13 protein-coding genes are annotated in these 16,723 nt (G+C 60.3%); 8 read left to right on the top strand and 5 right to left on the bottom strand.

Annotated elements, in window-relative coordinates; translation table 11 throughout:
• Positions 1-132 precede the first annotated feature (132 nt).
• From ACJJVH_RS23460 to ACJJVH_RS23470, 3 genes are all read left to right on the top strand, one after another.
• Positions 133-1,038: a TIGR03571 family LLM class oxidoreductase gene (locus ACJJVH_RS23460; RefSeq protein WP_412065292.1), complete on the top strand. Its 906-nt coding sequence runs from the start codon at positions 133-135 to the stop codon at positions 1,036-1,038.
• 119 nt (positions 1,039-1,157) lie between these two features.
• Positions 1,158-2,468 carry a hemolysin family protein gene (locus ACJJVH_RS23465; RefSeq protein ID WP_112804335.1) on the top strand — a complete coding sequence of 437 codons (1,311 nt, stop codon included), beginning with the start codon at positions 1,158-1,160 and terminating at the stop codon, positions 2,466-2,468.
• Between the two features lie 229 nt (positions 2,469-2,697).
• Positions 2,698-4,125: an ISNCY family transposase gene (locus ACJJVH_RS23470; RefSeq protein WP_113436991.1), complete on the top strand. Its 1,428-nt coding sequence runs from the start codon at positions 2,698-2,700 to the stop codon at positions 4,123-4,125.
• 301 nt (positions 4,126-4,426) lie between these two features.
• On the opposite strand, the gene ACJJVH_RS23475 is transcribed toward ACJJVH_RS23470, so the two are convergent.
• Positions 4,427-5,341, bottom strand: coding sequence for a DMT family transporter (locus ACJJVH_RS23475; RefSeq protein ID WP_112801883.1), 915 nt, complete (start codon positions 5,339-5,341; stop codon positions 4,427-4,429).
• A gap of 477 nt (positions 5,342-5,818) precedes the next feature.
• Between ACJJVH_RS23475 and ACJJVH_RS23480 the strand changes: the two genes are divergently transcribed.
• Positions 5,819-7,858 (top strand): putative bifunctional diguanylate cyclase/phosphodiesterase, encoded by a 2,040-nt coding sequence (locus tag ACJJVH_RS23480; RefSeq protein WP_412065293.1) that lies wholly within the window; start codon positions 5,819-5,821, stop codon positions 7,856-7,858.
• Between the two features lie 31 nt (positions 7,859-7,889).
• Here the strand turns inward: ACJJVH_RS23480 and ACJJVH_RS23485 are convergent, their stop codons facing one another.
• The 4 genes from ACJJVH_RS23485 to ACJJVH_RS23500 all read right to left on the bottom strand — a co-directional run bounded on the left by ACJJVH_RS23485 (position 7,890) and on the right by ACJJVH_RS23500 (position 11,751).
• Positions 7,890-8,987 carry a lactonase family protein gene (locus ACJJVH_RS23485; RefSeq protein ID WP_412065294.1) on the bottom strand — a complete coding sequence of 366 codons (1,098 nt, stop codon included), beginning with the start codon at positions 8,985-8,987 and terminating at the stop codon, positions 7,890-7,892.
• Positions 8,988-9,054: 67 nt separating this feature from the next.
• Positions 9,055-9,957: a 5-dehydro-4-deoxyglucarate dehydratase gene (gene kdgD / locus ACJJVH_RS23490; RefSeq protein WP_112801887.1), complete on the bottom strand. Its 903-nt coding sequence runs from the start codon at positions 9,955-9,957 to the stop codon at positions 9,055-9,057.
• 38 nt (positions 9,958-9,995) lie between these two features.
• Complete coding sequence (locus ACJJVH_RS23495; RefSeq protein ID WP_412065295.1) at positions 9,996-10,970, bottom strand: mannonate dehydratase; 975 nt, start codon at positions 10,968-10,970, stop codon at positions 9,996-9,998.
• Positions 10,971-11,034: 64 nt separating this feature from the next.
• Positions 11,035-11,751: a FadR/GntR family transcriptional regulator gene (locus ACJJVH_RS23500; RefSeq protein ID WP_112802091.1), complete on the bottom strand. Its 717-nt coding sequence runs from the start codon at positions 11,749-11,751 to the stop codon at positions 11,035-11,037.
• Between the two features lie 495 nt (positions 11,752-12,246).
• Here ACJJVH_RS23500 and ACJJVH_RS23505 point away from each other — a divergent pair, with 495 nt between their 5' ends.
• The 4 genes from ACJJVH_RS23505 (at position 12,247) to ACJJVH_RS23520 (ending at position 16,696) form a co-directional block, all read left to right on the top strand.
• Entirely contained in the window at positions 12,247-13,725 is a 1,479-nt protein-coding gene (locus ACJJVH_RS23505) for a sugar ABC transporter ATP-binding protein (protein WP_113423847.1), read from the top strand.
• A gap of 55 nt (positions 13,726-13,780) precedes the next feature.
• On the top strand, positions 13,781-14,785 hold the full coding sequence (locus tag ACJJVH_RS23510) for an ABC transporter permease subunit (RefSeq protein ID WP_112801889.1): 1,005 nt from the start codon (positions 13,781-13,783) through the stop codon (positions 14,783-14,785).
• 84 nt (positions 14,786-14,869) lie between these two features.
• The gene (locus ACJJVH_RS23515; protein WP_112801891.1) at positions 14,870-15,859 is read left to right on the top strand and encodes a substrate-binding domain-containing protein; all 990 of its coding nucleotides are present in this window, start codon (positions 14,870-14,872) and stop codon (positions 15,857-15,859) included.
• A 63-nt stretch (positions 15,860-15,922) separates the two neighbouring features.
• Entirely contained in the window at positions 15,923-16,696 is a 774-nt protein-coding gene (locus tag ACJJVH_RS23520; protein WP_112801893.1) for an SDR family oxidoreductase, read from the top strand.
• Positions 16,697-16,723: the final 27 nt, after the last annotated feature.

Here is a 16,723-nt window from a genome sequence, read left to right on the forward strand (position 1 = left end):
CATAGTCCGCCTCACGGGGCGGGCTATGCCGTCGATAGATCGTGCTCTCGCCATGCAACGCCACGTCACCCCTTTTTCTCGAAGGCAAGCCGCCTTATCTCCTTGCCCAGGCAATAGATTTCAGGGCTCAGCGTGCTTTTTCAACCAGAACGGCTTTCATTCGGCATAGTCCTGCCGGCGCAGACGAGAACGTCGGCCGACATGCAGTTCGATACACAGCTCGCCATTGCGGCCCAGGCGAACAGGTTGGGTTTCGACGCCTTGTGGGTGAGGGATGTTCCCCTTAATAGCGACAGCTATCCCGACCCCGTCGGGCACGCCGATCCATGGGTCTTCCTCGGTGCTCTGGCTGCCGTCACATCCGGCATTGCGCTGGCGACGGGTGGCATCGTGCTGCCTCTGCGGCATCCGCTTCACATCGCCAAGGCAGCCCTCTCGATCGCATCCTTGTCAAAAGGGCGGTTCGTCCTCGGTCTCGGTTCGGGCGACAGACCGACGGAGTACGCGATGTTCGGAGAGGATGTCGAGAACCGCAAGATGCTCTTTCAATCGCATTGGCATCGCCTCGCCGCCGCTCTTCGCCAGGATCAGCAGGTAATCGACGAAAACGGCCGCGTGCGCAGCGAGTTCGCCATCAGACCTCGCCTGAAAACCTCGGTTCCGATGGTTGCCGTGGGGTCATCGTCGCAATCCCTCGAATGGATCGCCCGGAACGCAACGGCCTGGATGACCTATTACCGGCCGCTGTCGGTCCAGAAGGATCGATTGGCGCTCTGGCACAATGCCCAGGCAAAAGTTACCGCGGATTTCCGCGGCTTCGGCCAGTCCATGGTTCTGGAACTGCTCGCTCGGCCGGAAGCGGCATACGAGGAGATCAATCTCGGTGGCAGAACCGGCCGGCGAGGGCTGATCGAGGCCCTGTCGGCAATGCGCGACGCAGGCATTCATCATGTCGCCTTCAACCTCATCGCGCAGGGCAGGCCAGCCAGCGAGATCATGGAGGAAATCGCAGCGGATGTCCTGCCGGCCTTGCGCTAGGTTCAGCGAACCGTCCTTGATGGCGGCGTCATGGAAATCATGTCGATGAAATGCTGGACAATGCTGGTTTTTGCGCCCCTCGCCACCTATCTTTCTGCCGAAACGAAAAAGGGCCGACTTTGCTTCTCGAAATTTCAATCGTCATCGTTCTTACCCTCCTGAACGGCGTACTCGCAATGTCGGAATTGGCCATCGTGTCATCCCGGCCCGCGCGCCTGAAAGTGCTTTCGGACCAGGGAAGCAGGGGGGCGGCCATGGCGATAAGGCTTGCGGAGGAGCCGGGCCGCTTCCTCTCGACCGTGCAGATCGGCATCACCCTCGTCGGCGTTCTATCCGGCGCTTTCTCAGGCGCCACACTCGGCGCGCGCCTGTCGGGCTGGCTTGCCGCACAGGGTCTCTCGGTTGCGGCCGCCGATGCCATCGGCGTCGGTTCGGTCGTCGTCGCCATTACCTATCTCTCGCTGATCATTGGCGAACTGGTGCCGAAGCAGGTCGCGCTTCGCGCCCCTGAAACGGTGGCGAGCAAGGTGGCGCCGGCCATGGTGTTTCTGTCGCGTGCGGCCGCGCCGCTCGTCTGGCTGCTGGATCTTTCGGGACGCCTGGTCCTGAGCGCGCTCGGCCAATCCGGCAAGGCCGGAGACGGGGTCAGCGACGAGGAAATCAAAACCGTTCTTGCGGAGGCGCAGAGTGCCGGCGTCATCGCAACAGAAGAGCAGGCGATGATTTCCGGCGTGATGCGCCTGGCCGACCGAAATGCCCGGGCGCTGATGACACCGCGTCGTGACGTGGAAGTCATCGATATCGAGGACAGTTTCGAAGATGTCTGCGCGCAGCTTCGCCGCACCCAAAAAGCGCGGCTGCCATTGCGCAAGGATAGTTCCGACGAGATCGTCGGCGTGCTGACGACGCGGGATTTCTTCGATGTGCTGGCCTCCACCGGCCATGTCGACATTCTGGCGCTGGCCAAGCAGGTCCCGATCGTGTCGGATCTGACGAGTGCGCTGGATATAGTGAAGGCGTTGCGCCGCTCTTTCTCGCATATGGTGCTCGTCTACGACGAGTACGGTCACTTCGAGGGCGTCATCACTTCGGGCGATATTCTGGAGGCCATCCTGGGCGCGGTTCAGCAGGAAGCAGATGCCGACGGCGAACAGGCGATCGTCCGTCGTCACGACGGCAGCTATCTCGTATCCGGCTGGATGCCCATCGACGAGTTCGCCGACTTCATGAACCTCCAGATCGAAGGCGATCGCGACTACCAGACTGTCGCAGGCTTTGTCCTGCAGGAACTGCGCCATCTTCCGGACGTGGGCGAAAGCTTCGAGAAAGGCGGCTGGCGCTTCGAAGTCGTGGATCTCGACGGCCGCAGGATCGACAAATTGCTGGTGAGCGCAAACGATGCTCCCGCGACCGCTGAGACTATTCCGTAACTCGCACCAGACAGGTATATAAGGCAGTTCATCGCGCGAAGCTGGTAGAGATATAAGTTCCATAAGATAGATTATCTGATTATCTCGTGTAGCGGCTATTTAGTAATGCGACAGTTGGGCCAGTTAGAGATGCGACAGTCTTGCCTCTCGATGCACTGGTCAAAGCCAACGTTGGGAGCAAGGATGACGACCTTCAGCCTGGTTGAGACCATGAGCGGTCGGAGTCGTCATGTCCTGTTTGATCACCATGTCGCCGAAAGAGTTGCATCGCCTCGAAGTCATCCAGAAGATCCGTGACGAGCGCCTGAGCGTTGTCCAGGCTGCCGAACGGCTCAACCTCAGTCGAAGTCAGGTCCACAGACTGCTGCAGGCCTATGATCAAGATGGTCCGGCGGGTCTTGTTTCGAAGAAGCGATCGCGGCCGAGCAATCGGCGCCATAGCGAGGATTTCCGCAATGCGGCGCTGGATCTGATCCGGGAGCGCTATCTGGATTTCGGTCCGACGTTGGCGCGCGAGAAGCTGATCGAGCTGCACCGGATTTCTGTTGCCAAGGAGACGCTACGGCAATGGATGACCGAGGCTGGCATCTGGCTCTCGCGTCGGGAACGCAGGAAACGGGTTTTCCAGCCACGCGGCCGGCGCGACTGCCTTGGCGAACTGGTGCAGATCGATGGGTCGCATCACTGGTGGTTCGAGAACCGCGGCCCCAAATGCGCTCTGCTCGTCTATATCGACGACGCCACCGGCAAGCTTTTACATCTACGCTTTGCCGGATCGGAGAATACATTCGACTATCTGCACGCGACGAAGGCCTATCTGCAGCAATGGGGCAAGCCGCTGGCCTTCTACAGCGACAAGCACGGCGTTTTCCGCTCGCTCCATGCGTCGGAGACAGACCGGACAAGCGGCCTGACGCAGTTCGGACGGGCTCTCTATGAACTCAATATCGACATCATCTGTGCCAACACCCCGCAGGCAAAGGGTCGCGTGGAGCGCGCCAACCAGACATTGCAGGATCGGCTTGTCAAGGAGATGCGACTTCGCGGCATCGATACGATCGAAGCTGCCAATGTCTATGCGCCTGAGTTCATTGCAGATTTCAACGCGCGTTTCGGCAAGCCGCCGCGTAACCCGAAGGACATGCACCGGCCGTTGGCCGACCATGAGAACCTCGATGGCGCCATGTGCCGCAAGGAAGTTCGCACGTTGTCGCAATCTCTGACGCTGCGTTACGACAAGGTGCTGTTCATCCTCGATCCGACCGACGTTTCCAGACCCCTGGCAGGTAAGAAGGTTATCGTCTGCGATTATCCGGACGGTCGCCTCGAGATCATGCACGAGAGCTTTGCCCTGCCCTACAGAACCTTCGACAAGTTGCGGTCGGTCCATCGGCCGGGAGTCGTCGAGAACAAGCGTCTGGACGACGTGCTGTCGATCGTGGCCGAGATGCAGGCTGGACGAGAACAGCAACGGAGCAAGAGCGGCCCTCGCCGCACGGGGCAGACGGACCATATGTTTGGGATACCGGATGGCAGCCAGAGCAACGGTTACCAGAAGCGTGGCCGCAAGCCAGGTCCGAGAACGGATTTCATGAATGATCCGGAGGTGATTGCGAAACGGCAGAAGGCGCTGGCTCGAATGGAAGCGGCGGAATGAACGGGTGTGGGCATAGTCTCGAAGCTGAAGCCGAAGGGGCGCGTCCCATCCGCGCCCGACCACGCTTGCAACCCGGACCAGCCGCATGCTCGGGCGCTGATCGGCAGTGCCAGTGGCGCGTTTCTAACTGGCCAGCAGCGTCGCAGCCCTATCCGGCTTTGACATCTCGTGTAGCCGGGTGCGTTCAAGGATGAAGCGCGACATGCCGATCAGATCAATGCATCAATCCGGCCGCTCCCCCATCCGCCCCGAGGCGATAATAGTAGCGGCGGCGGCCAGCCTATCCGATCCGGCGATTGCCTCAATGCCCGTCGCGCGCGACGGCCTCTTTGGGGATCGTGTCGACCAGATTCTTCCGGTGGAAGATGAAAAGCCCGGCGAGCACGATGATGACGGATCCGACGATGATCTGGGCATCCGGAATATCGCCGAAGAAAATGAAACCCAGGGCGATTGCCCAGACGAGCAGGCTGTATTGCAGCGGGGCCAACAGCGATGCCGGCGCAAGCTTTAAAGATCGGGTGATCAACAGGTGGGCACTGCCGGCAACGACGCCCAGCGCCAGCATGGCCACGAAATCGAGTGGCGATGTCGAACGCCAGTTGCCGATGCTGAGAACCAATCCGGTGGCGAGAGCGCCTACCGTCTGCCAGGCAACGAGCGTTGCATCTGTCGTCTGGCGCAGCCGCCGGCCGAGCGCAAGCGTGAGAGCGAATGCGAAACTGCCGCCAAGGCCGAAAAGCGAAGGCCAGGAGAACATCGCCGCCGAAGGCCTGAGCGCGATCAACACGCCGATGAAGCCGACGAAAACGGCGAGCCAGCGCCGCCAGCCGATCCTCTCGCCGAGGAAGAAATGCGAGATCGCCGCGACGTAAATGGGACCGGCCATGTAGAAGGTCATGACATCGGCAAGCGGCAGGTAGGCGACGGCGGCATAAAAAAGGCCGACATCGAAGGTCGCCATGACGACGCGCAAAAACTGTAGCGGCGGCCGCTCGACGTGAAAGAGCGCATCGCTGCCCTGTCGCGCGATCATGGGTGCGAGGATAATGAAGGAGCCGATCGAGCGGATCACGAGGAGCTGCCCGACGGAGAAACTCGCAACCAGCCATTTGGCCATGGCATCGTTCAACGAAAAGAGGAAATCGCCGAGGAGCATCAAAAGCATGCCGGCAATCACGAGATTGCCGGTCGCCGCGCCTTTGCCAACACGCATGCTGATTTATTCCTTGCGAATCCTGAATTTCCACTACCCCGGCCCTTGGTAGCTGGTTTTACCCTCCCCTTGCAAGACGCCTGCCCTTCCGGCCAAGGCGCGGGGTCGCGTCGTTCCCGGTTCTATCTGTCAGGGAGAAATGTTACGAATGTAACGACGCCGAAAGGGAAGGCAGCTGCCGCTGGCTGATTTCCGGAAGGCAGCGGCGATCTTCCCGCAACGATTGAGCGAATATTTATAGATTATATTATAAGATAACATCCATATGAGTGGACCAGACTGCGCCGCCGACCGTCGGATAGAATCGTGCATGCCGGCCCAGGTGGGCCAGAATACTCCATACGCTGTCATGATTGCATAACTGCCTGCCGATACGTCCGCGCCCCGAGTGAGAGAATGTAGATGACACAGCAGCCGGATAGATCGCCGAAGTCAGCGCGCGGGAAAGAAAAGAGCGACGACCGGCAGCTCCGGGATATGCTCGAACGGCTTCAGGCTCAATATCAGTCCCTCGCCGAGCGCTATGAGTGGCTGGAGGCGATGATCAACTATGTGCCGGACTTCATCTACGCGAAGGATAGGGACAGCCGTTTTCTCTTTGCGAACCGGGCCATCGTCCTCAACAACGGCTTCACGCATGTCGACGAGCTGATTGGCCTCACCGACGCGGAAATCCATCCGATGGCCGACGCCCACAAGATCGAGGAAGTCGAAAGACGCGTCATGGAAACCGGCGAAGCGGACCTCGGCGTGGAGGAACGGCGCCTGAGGGGCGAAGGCTGGCTCATGATGTCTCGCGTGCCGCTGCGCGACAGAAACGGCAGCATTATCGGCGTTGTCGGCGCCTCTCGCGATATATCCGCTCGCAAGCGGGCGGAAGAGTTGATGAGTGCGCAGACAAAGCTTTTGCAGGATGTGGCGCGAGGCGTGGACCTCGACTTGTTTCTCCATGAAGCCCGAGCCCTGCTTGAGCGACTGCTCAACGGAAGCCCGATCAACTTTGTTCTCGATGACGGGCAGCCGGCACCGATTGCTGACGAGGTTTGGGAATTCCCCATTTCCTCGCGGGATGGCGGCAGGCATGGGACGCTGGTGGTCGCAAGGGCCGTGGACGACGAAACCGGTCTTACGGAATTCCTTGCCGGCATCGCGCAGACGGTCGGAATTGCCATCGACCGCCATCGCGACATCGCCCGTATCGCTTATCTTGCCGAACATGACGCACTGACGGGCCTGCCGAACCGCGCGCTCCTTAACCGCAAGCTCGGCAGTCTGTTGGAAGTCGCCTCGACGGAGGGGAGGTCTCTGGCCGTTGCCTTTGTCGATCTGGATAATTTCAAGCTGGTCAACGACAATCTCGGGCACGTCGCCGGCGACGAATTGTTGACGGTGGTCGCTCAGAGGATATCGGCTTGCATCGGAGACGACGGTCTCGTGTCGAGGATCGGGGGAGATGAGTTCATTCTCGTTCTGGAGCAGAGCCACGATGCCGTCTACGACAGGTTGAAGACCATCCTCGATGCCATATCGGAGCCTTTGACCATTGCCGGCGTAGCGATCCGGGTAACATGCAGCATTGGCGTGGCATGTGCCGCCGGGCACGGCGCTACGGCCTCCGAGCTATTCGCCAATGCCGACACGGCACTTTACCGCGTCAAGGAATCCGGGCGTAACGGCATTCAAATGTTCTCGCCGGCCATGGCCGAGGATGCGCGCAACAAGCTCACCCGCATCGAAGAACTGCGGCACGCCGTCGAACGCGATGAATTCGTGCTCCATTACCAGCCGCAAAAGGACATTCGCACCGGCAAAGTGATCGGGGTCGAGGCGCTCGTGCGATGGCAGCATCCGACCGAGGGCCTGCTGCCGCCCGGCACCTTCATCCCTTTGGCCGAGGAAACCGGGTTGATCGTCGCAATCGGCGAGAAGGTTTTGCAAAAAGCCTGTCGTCAGGCGCGAGCCTGGCAGGAGCAAGGTCTGCCGTCGCTGCGTATCGCGGTAAACGTGTCGGCACGGCAGTTCCTGGAAAGTTCACTGACGGATCAGGTCGCATCGGCGCTGCGGTCTGCGGATCTCGATCCGCAATGGCTCGAACTTGAACTGACGGAGAGCCTGATCATGCGCGATGTCGAGGGAGCGATCGAGCGCATGAACGAATTGAAGATGCTCGGCGTGAGCCTGGCGATCGATGATTTCGGCACGGGCTATTCAAGTCTCAGTACGCTCAGGCGCTTCCCGCTTTCGCGCCTGAAAATCGACCGTTCCTTCATCGCCGAGATTCCCGACAAGCCCGGCGATATGGCGATTACCTCCGCCATCGTATCGCTGGGCCGGACCCTGGCACTGGAAGTCGTTGCCGAAGGCGTGGAAACCGAAGAGCAGGCGCACTTCCTCGAACAGGCCGGTTGCGAAATGTTTCAGGGTTTTCTGTTTGCCAAGCCCCTTCCCGCTTCGGAGGTTGAAAGCCTGATTGCGCGACTGCCGCAGTCCCTTACCGGGAACGCCGGCCAGAGATGATGCGCGATCGGCCGCGCGGCCGTTTACTCCTTCAGGCAAATGTCACGATCTCGATCCAGTTCGCGCCGGCATTGACCGGATATCGGCCGACCGGCATGAGAGCACCGTCCGTTTGATCGATGGTATAGACCGATAGCCTGTCGGACTTCTCGCCGGATGCGACGAGAAACCGGCCCGATGGATCGATACGGATCCCGCGAGGCTGCCGCTCGGTCTCATAATTCGTGACATAAGCCAGCGTCCCATCATGCTGCGAGACATGAAACAGGGTGATCCGGCTGGTGGTTCGCTCCGTCGTATAGAGGAACTTGCCGTTCGGCGTGATGCCGATATCCGCGGCCCAGATCTTCGGCTTGCCGTCATCCCCATGATTTGCTGCTGACAGCGCTGGCGGCGTGCCCGGCGACAATCCGGCATCTTCGGGAACGGACGCAACGCATTCGATCTCGCTCAACGTGCCCTTGGCGGCATCGAGAGCATAGTGGACGACGTGGCCGGTCAGTTCCGTCAGGACGTATGCGGATCTGTTGTCCGGCGAAACAACGATATGACGCGGACCGAAACCCGGGCCTGTCGACACCTGTGCCGGATCATTCGGTTTCAGGCTCGCGGTCTCGAAGTCGATGGCAAATTGCTGCACGGCATCGGAACCGAGATTCGTAACGAAGACATATTTGCCGGTGCCGTCGCAGACGATCGAATGGGCGTTACGCCCGGTCGGAATCACCTGACTTGCCTCCGCCGTGACGCGTCCATCGCCGTCTACCGGCAACACGGCGATCTTGTTGCCGCCATAGGAGGCGGTGAGCAAAAGCCTGCCCGACGGATCGGTGGAAACATAGGCCATGCTATCGGGCAGAGCGGCGGATGCTTCCTGCGTGAGCTGGCCGGTCCTGTCGTCGATCGCCAGCGACAGCACCCGATACGGCTGCGACCGGATGACGGCATAGAGATATCTCCTGTCCGGACTGACGGCCATCGGCATGACGGCCTGCCCCACGTCGAGGCTCGATTCCGGCGTCAGCGCACCGGTCGCCATATTCATGGCATAGATGTCGATCGTCCCGGCCGTGGCGGCGGAAACATAGACGAATGTACGGGCCCGTGTGTCGAAAGAAGTCTGGTTCACGCGTCACCTTACCTTGTCCGCACTTGAGCCGGCTTTGCCGGCGATCAGGCGCGTTCTCTAGCAGATATTATCCGGCGGCCGCGATGATCTTTTCAAGGACGACCATCTCCTCCGAGGTAAGGTCGATCAGCGGCGGCCTTACAGGTCCCGGATCCTTGCCGAGAACGCGCAGGCCCGCTTTGATGATCGAAACGGCATAGCCTTTCCTGCGGTTGCGCAGCATGACCAGCGGAAAGAAAAAACTCCTGAGCAGGTGATCCACCGTCATCTGGTCTTGCGTGCGGAGCGCCGTGTAGAAACGCTGCGCCAGCGCCGGAACGAAATTGAAAACAGCCGAGGAATAGGTAGTCACACCCGCGGCAAAGTAGGCCTGGGCATAGACTTCGTGTGTCGGCATGCCGCCGACATAGACTAGGCGGTCCTTGAGGGTCGTGGTGATTTCGATGACCTTGTCGACATCGCCGACCCCATCCTTGTAACCGATGAGGTTGGGACATTCGTCGGCAAGCCAGGCCAGGCTTTCGGCGCTGAGGATGGCATTGTCTCGATTGTAGACGATGACGCCGATATCGACGGACCGGCAGACCGCCCTGACATGGGCGATCAGACCCGCCTGCTCGGCAAACATAAGATAGGGTGGCAGCAGCAGCAAACCATCGGCACCGGCCTTTTCGGCCGATCTGGCGATGTCTATGGCAAGCGATGTGCCGTAACCGGTTCCCGAGATGATCGGCGTATTGCCCGCCGATGCCTTTGCGGCACGAACGACCTGGGGAATTTCGGCGGGATTGAGGGAGAAAAACTCGCCGGTGCCGCCGGCTGCAAAAAGGACAGCCGCGCCATAACTCGCCAGCCATTCGATGTGGCTCCGATACTTCGTCTCATCGAAGGCGAGATCCTGATCGAAATGCGTGACGGGAAACGATAGCAGACCGCTGCCGACCGCCTTTTTCAATTCATTCGGGTTCATGAGGACATCCTGTTTCTGATCGATCGGGCAGTATAGGTTCAGGTTTGATCGAGGGTCTGGAGGAGAGCGGCGATGTAGCCGTAACAGAAGGCGAAGGCGACGCCGGCCGGATCGCGGCCGCTGATGACAGGCACATGGTCGGGCATCAGCATGTATTGGTAGCCGACCTCCTTATAGATTCGGGCGGAGCGCACCATGTCCATGTCTCCTTCCTCGGGGAAGGTCTCCATGAACGACAGCTTGCCGCCCCGGATATTGCGGAAATGCACATTGAAGATCTTGCCGCGCGTGCCGAACCAGCGGATGATATCGTCGATCTCCTCGCGCGGATTGTCGAGCATCTCGCCGATCGATCCCTGGCAGAAGTTCAGGCCGTGATAGGGGCTTTCGCGCATCAGCACGAACTTCTTCAAACCGTCCACCGAACCGAGTACCCGCGTGACGCCGCGATATCCGGGCGGCGTATACGGATCGTGCGGATGACAGGCGAGGCGGACGCGATTTCTCTCGGCCACCGGCACGACCCGCTCCAGAAAATAATCGATTCTCTCCCAGTTTTCGTCTTCCGGCAAAACGCCCGCAAGGCCGGGTGCGGCTTGACGGTCCACCTTGTCCCAACGGAAGCTCGCATTCAGCGAACCGCCCCGCCCCCGCTCGTCCGGCGTACGGGGAATGCCGATCAGATTGAGGTTGTATTTCACTGCGGGTATGCCGGCGACGGCTGCATTCTCGATAAGCTTGCACACGGCGTCGATCTGGCGGTCGCGATCAGGCCCGGCAAGCAGGATATCGGGATAGGAGGCTTTCTCGATCGGCTGGGACGGCAGGGGAAGCTGGATCATATCCAGCATCAACCCGAAGCCCTCGACCTTGTCGCGATGGCGCTCGAGATCGCAGAGCGTCCAGCTATCCGGCCTGCCCGGAGGGTCGGCGCAGATATGTTTCACTCCCAGTTGCGCGAAAACCCGATAGTCATCGTCGTCCCGCGCCTCGACCTGCGTTCCCAAATACACCCGCGGCATCTCCAAGGCCAAAGTCATCATATGACATAATATGACTTTGGCCGCGAGTCGAGCGCTATTGCGGCTGCAGCTCAGCCAGTAGGCGATAGCGCCGCTGGCTCGCCATCATGTGTGCGCGCATCGCCTGCCGCGCTCTCTCCGCGTCCTGATCGGCTATGCCGGCCAGGATCTCGGCATGTTCGGCATGAACCTTCTGCAGATAAGCGCGGTCACTGGCCTCCGGCAAGGTCGGAAACTGCCCGCGCGGGATCGTGCGGGAGCCGAAATGCCGGAGAACGTCGACATAGAAGCGGTTGTTGGTGGCGACTGCGACGGCCATGTGAAACTCATAATCAGCCTCGATGGTCGGCAGCCCCTGCTCTATCAGCATCGCCATCTTTCGATTGGCGGCGGCGATCGCCGCTTCCTGCTCGGCCGTTCTGCGATAGGCTGCAATCGCCGCCGCCTCGCCTTCCGTCGCCATTCGAAACTCCAGCAATTCCAGCGTCTCGGGGATGCTTTTGATCTCGACCGGGGTCAGCACCGGGCTGGACGGCGCCGGCATGGCGGAAACGAAAACACCCTTGCCTTGAACCGGCGTCACCAGACCTGCGGCGCGCAAATCGGCAATCGCCTCGCGCACCACCGTCCGACTAACCTCGAATGCGGCTTCCAGCTGCGGCTCCGTCGGAAGCCGGTCGCCCGCCTGCAACTTGCCGGTCTCGATTTGCTCGCGCAACTGGTCGATGACTTTTTGCGCCAACCGTTGCCGCCCTCCGGCATTTATCGTCATTTCCGATCCTCGATTCAGCCGCCCAGCATCAATCGCGCAGGCTGCGACAAGTCATAATATGATGACACATTAGCATAATGCGCTTGGAAAGTAATCAGGATCGCGCATCCAGTGCGAAGGCGCGCATTGCCGGCGCCCCCTGCCCGCCAGCGATTTTGCCGCCTATTTCCGAGGGCGGTCGGCATGCTCCTGGCGGCTTCGGCAAATGAGAACACTCCTCAAAATATGCGCTGCCCATGTCGACCTCATTGAACATGAAGCAAAAAGATTCGATTAAATTATCAATAAAAACAACATGCTTATTTGAATTACCTAAAGAGGAATATCTAAAACCCTCTCCCTCGGTCCCGCCCGAAAATATCGCGACTTGACGATTTGCATATCTCCATATTGACATTTGTCGAAAGCGATCCGAATATTGTCAACGTTGGTGCCGGACATCGATCGTCATTGTCGCCGAACGTTTTTTCCAGCATCGGGAGTGCGGAGGGGAAAGTGGAATTTCTGCTTGAAGTAGAGGGGCTGAAGAAGTCCTTTGGCGGCGTCGCCGCATTGCGCGACGGACGCTTTCAGTTGCGCCCCGGTTCCGTCCATGCCTTGTGCGGCGGCAATGGCGCGGGCAAATCGACTTTCCTCAAGATCCTGATGGGCATACACAAGCGCGATGCCGGTTCCATTCGCCGCCGCGGCGTGGAAGTGGACTACGCCAGCCCCGCCGAGGCGCTCGCGGCAGGCATCGCCATCATCGAACAGGAACTCAGCCCCATCCCGCACATGACCGTTGCCGAGAACATCTATCTCGGTCGCGAGCCGTCGGCGCGCTTCGGCGGCATCGACTTCAAGACGATGAACCGCAATGCACAGGCGCTGCTCGATCGGCTTCAGTTCAACATCCGCGCCACGCAATTCATGATGAACCTTTCGGTCGCGCAGGTTCAGCTGGTGGAGATCGCCAAGGCACTCAGCCACGATGCCGAAGTGATCTTCATGGACGAGCCCACCTCGGCCATCGGCGAAAAGGAAGCGCAACAGCTGTTTGCGACCATCGAGCGGCTGAAAGCCGAGGGCAAGGGCGTCGTTTATGTCTCGCACCGGCTGTCGGAAATCTTCCAGATCGCCGATTCCTACACGGCCTTCCGCGACGGTTCCTATGTCGGCAGCGGTGCGCTTGCCGATATCGACCGGCCCGGCCTCATCCGCATGATCGTCGGCCGCGAGCTTGGCGAGGAGTACGTCAAGACGAATGTGCCGACGGCAGCGCCCGGACTGGAAGTCGCCGGCCTGACGGCGCAAGGAAAGGTCAACGACATTTCCTTCACCGCCCACAAGGGCGAGATCTTCGGCATTTACGGCCTGATGGGATCGGGCCGGACCGAGATCTTCAACTGCATCTTCGGCGTCGATGCCGTTACAAGCGGCCAGATCAAGCTTGCCGGAAGCCCGATCGTCGTGCGCAAGCCGGCCGAAGCCATGCAGCACGGCATCGCCTTCGTCACGGAAGACCGCAAGCTGACCGGTCTCAATCTCATCGACAGCGTGCGCAACAATATCTGCCTTGCAAGCTTACCGGAAATGAGCCCGCATTTCTCGATGGACCGCCGGGCGGAAGCCAGCGCCAGCCAGGATATGATCACGCGCTTCGGCATCAAGGCGGCGCGCGACAGCATGTCCGTCTCCGGCCTTTCTGGCGGCAATCAACAGAAAGTCGTGCTCGGCAAGTGGTTCCTGCGCAAGCCGAAGGTGCTGCTGCTCGACGAGCCGACGCGCGGCGTCGATGTCGGCGCCAAGCGCGAAATCTATCGCATCATCTGCGACTTCGCCGCCGAAGGCGGCACCGTCATCATGATCTCGTCCGAGATAGACGAGGTTCTCGGCATGTCCGACCGCATCCTGGTGATGCGCCAGGGACGCTCCGCCGGAATTCTCAAGAGGGAGGAGGCCGACGCGCAATCGCTCGTGCACCTGTCGACCTGAATGCGGCAGACCACGAAGCCCAGAATGAAGCGCCCGGCAACAAGAGGTATTTGCAATGTCCGCCACTGACAACAATCAGTCCAATTCCTGGTTCAGCTCGGACCGCCGCAGATTGATCATTCAGGAATACGGAATCTTTCTCGCTTTCCTGCTGCTCGCCGTCGTCCTCTCGTTCTCGAACCAGTACTTTCTGACGGCCGGCAACATTTCCAACGTATTGCTTCAGACGTCGATCAACGGCGTTCTGGCGATCGGCATGACATTCGTCATCCTGACGCGCGGCATCGACCTTTCCGTCGGTTCCGTCGTCGCACTCACCGGTATCGTCAGCGCGAGCTTCGCAACGACCTCGGCGACGGCCGGCATCGTCGGCGCCCCGTATCCGCCCTATGTCGCGCTTGCGGTCGGGCTGCTGGTCGGTGTTGCCTGCGGCGCCGTGGTCGGCCTCATCGTCTCGCGCTTTGCCGTTCCCGCCTTCGTCGCGACGCTGGGCATGCTTTCCGCCGCGCGCGGTCTGACGCTGATCTATGGCGGCGGCAAGCCGGTTCCCGCTCTCACGCCCGATTTCCGCTGGATCGGCACCGGCAACATCTTGTCCATCCCCATGCCGGTCATCCTGCTGGCCATCGTTTTCATCGTCGCATGGTGGGTTCTCAATCGTACCCGCTTCGGCCGCTACATCTACGCCGTCGGCGGCAATCCGCATGCCGCCATCACCTCGGGCATCAATGTCAGTAAGCTGCGTTTCCTCGTCTATGTCATTTCCGGCGGTCTTTCCGGGCTGGCGGGCATGATCCTCGCAGCCCGCACCGGTTCAGCCCTGCCGCAAGCCGGCATCGCCTACGAACTCGATGCGATCGCAGCCGTGGTCATCGGCGGGACGAGCCTTTCCGGCGGCGTCGGCCGCATTACCGGGACGCTGATCGGCGCGTTGATCATCGGCGTCATGAACAACGGTCTCGACCTGATGGGCATCCAGTCCTACTACCAGCAGGTCCTCAAGGGCGCCCTCATCGTCGGCGCCGTCATGCTCGACCAAAAGAGAAATCTGGGCGGCTGAGCCCGAAGCAATCCTTGTGTTCGCACTCGGAAACCAAACGGCGCGTCAGGACGGCCGCCGGACTTCCAACGGAGGAGAAATATAATGAAGAAATTACTTATTGCCCTTGCAGCTGCCACCGCGCTTCTGGCCTCGCCATCCCTCGCCCAGGAAAAGAAGCTGAAGATCGGCGCGGCACCCTATGGCCTCAATGCCGAGTTCATGCAGATCTGGTCGGCAGCGCTGAAAGAACATCCCGCCGTCAAGAACGGCGACGTCGATCTGACCATCTTCGACGGCCGCTACGACGCGCTCGTTCAGCAGGAGCAGGTCAACACGATGATCACGCAGAAGTTCGATGCGATCATCTTCGTGCCGATCGACATCGAGGCCGCAGCGACGGCCGTGCAGGCGGCCCATGACGCCGGCATTCCGGTCGTCGGCTCCAACACGCGCGTAAACTCCGATCTCCTCACCTCCTATGTCGGTTCCGACGATACGGTCTCCGGCTACATGGAAGCCAAGACCGTGCTCGACAAGATCGGCTGCAAGGGCAATGTCGTCATCCTCGAAGGCCCGATCGGCCAGTCCGCGCAGATCTCGCGCCTCGAAGGCAACAAGAAGGCGCTCGCCGAGTGCCCGAATGTGAAGGTGCTGGAAGATCAGACGGCAAACTGGTCGCGCGCGGAAGCCCAGACGCTGATGGAAAACTGGCTGACGTCGCACCCTGGCCAGATCAATGGCGTCATCGGCCAGAACGACGAGATGGCGCTCGGCGCGATCGAGGCGATCAAGGCGGCCAATCTCAATGTCAAGGATTTCGCCATTGCCGGCATCGACGGCATCACCGACGCGCTGCACGCCGTCAAGCAGGGTACGATGACCTCCATCCTGCAGGACGCGAGCGCACAGGCCCAGGGCGCACTCGATCTCGCGATCTTTGCCGCCAAGAAGGGCAACTACAAGCCGGAATCCAAGATCTGGGAACAGTATCCGGACATGCCGTTCAACGACGGCAAGGATAAGAACTATAATGTTCCGTGGACCCCGGTAACGGCAGACAACGTCGACAAGCTGCTCGAAACCCGCAAGTAAGATCAATGCGGCGGGGCAAGCACCTTGCCCCGCTTCGCCCCTAAGACAGAGGTTTTGATAAAGATGACCGAGACAGCTCCAGACATTGATTTTAACTTCCCGCTCTCCGGCAAGATCGCCCTCGTAACGGGCGGCGGCTCCGGTATCGGTGCAGCGATTGCAACGGCATTCGCCTCGAAGGGCGCGAAGGTCGCCGTTCTCGATATCAATGTCGACATGGCGAAGGCCAAGGCATCCGAAATCGGCGGCGGCGCGGCGCCATTCGTCTGCGATGTTTCCGACCCGGCCTCCGTCAACAAGGCTGTCAGCGATGTCGTTTCGCATTTCGGCGGCATCGACATTGCCGTCAACAGCGCCGGCGTCGTCTTCCTCGCGCCCGCTGAGGATCTGCCGCTGGATTACTGGGACAAGACGATCAATATCAATCTCAAGGGCACCTTCCTCGTCACCCAGGCAGTCGGTCGCGCCATGATCGCCGCCGGCAAGGGCGGCAAGATCGTCAACCTCGCCTCGCAGGCCGGCACGGTCGCCATCGAAGAGCATGTCGCCTACTGCGCTTCGAAGTTCGGCGTCATTGGCATGTCCAAGACTTTCGCCGCCGAATGGGGCAAGCACGGCATCAACGTCAACACCATCTCGCCGACGATCGTGTTGACCGAGCTCGGCAAGAAGGCCTGGGCCGGTGAAAAGGGCGAGGCCGCCAAGAAGCGCATCCCCACCGGCCGTTTCGCCTTCCCGCAGGAGATCGCAGCCGCGGCTGTTTTCCTCTCCTCGCCGGGTGCGGACATGATCAACGGCGCCGATCTGCTGATCGACGGCGGTTACACCATTCTCTGAGCGCAAACGCTCGACAATTCTACAGGA

The sequence above is a fragment of the Rhizobium sp. SYY.PMSO genome (assembly GCF_046840415.1).
Taxonomy (GTDB): Bacteria; Pseudomonadota; Alphaproteobacteria; order Rhizobiales; family Rhizobiaceae; genus Rhizobium.

Bases quoted from the DNA above. Each gene is read 5' to 3' on its own strand.
- ACJJVH_RS23510 (WP_112801889.1), top strand. From the start codon at position 13,781: ATGTCCGCCACTGACAACAATCAGTCCAATTCCTGGTTCAGCTCGGAC.
- kdgD (WP_112801887.1), bottom strand. From the start codon at position 9,957: ATGAACCCGAATGAATTGAAAAAGGCGGTCGGCAGCGGTCTGCTATCG.
- ACJJVH_RS23500 (WP_112802091.1), bottom strand. From the start codon at position 11,751: ATGACGATAAATGCCGGAGGGCGGCAACGGTTGGCGCAAAAAGTCATC.
- ACJJVH_RS23520 (WP_112801893.1), top strand. From the start codon at position 15,923: ATGACCGAGACAGCTCCAGACATTGATTTTAACTTCCCGCTCTCCGGC.
- ACJJVH_RS23470 (WP_113436991.1), top strand. From the start codon at position 2,698: ATGTCCTGTTTGATCACCATGTCGCCGAAAGAGTTGCATCGCCTCGAA.
- ACJJVH_RS23480 (WP_412065293.1), top strand. From the start codon at position 5,819: ATGCTCGAACGGCTTCAGGCTCAATATCAGTCCCTCGCCGAGCGCTAT.
- ACJJVH_RS23475 (WP_112801883.1), bottom strand. From the start codon at position 5,341: ATGCGTGTTGGCAAAGGCGCGGCGACCGGCAATCTCGTGATTGCCGGC.
- ACJJVH_RS23515 (WP_112801891.1), top strand. From the start codon at position 14,870: ATGAAGAAATTACTTATTGCCCTTGCAGCTGCCACCGCGCTTCTGGCC.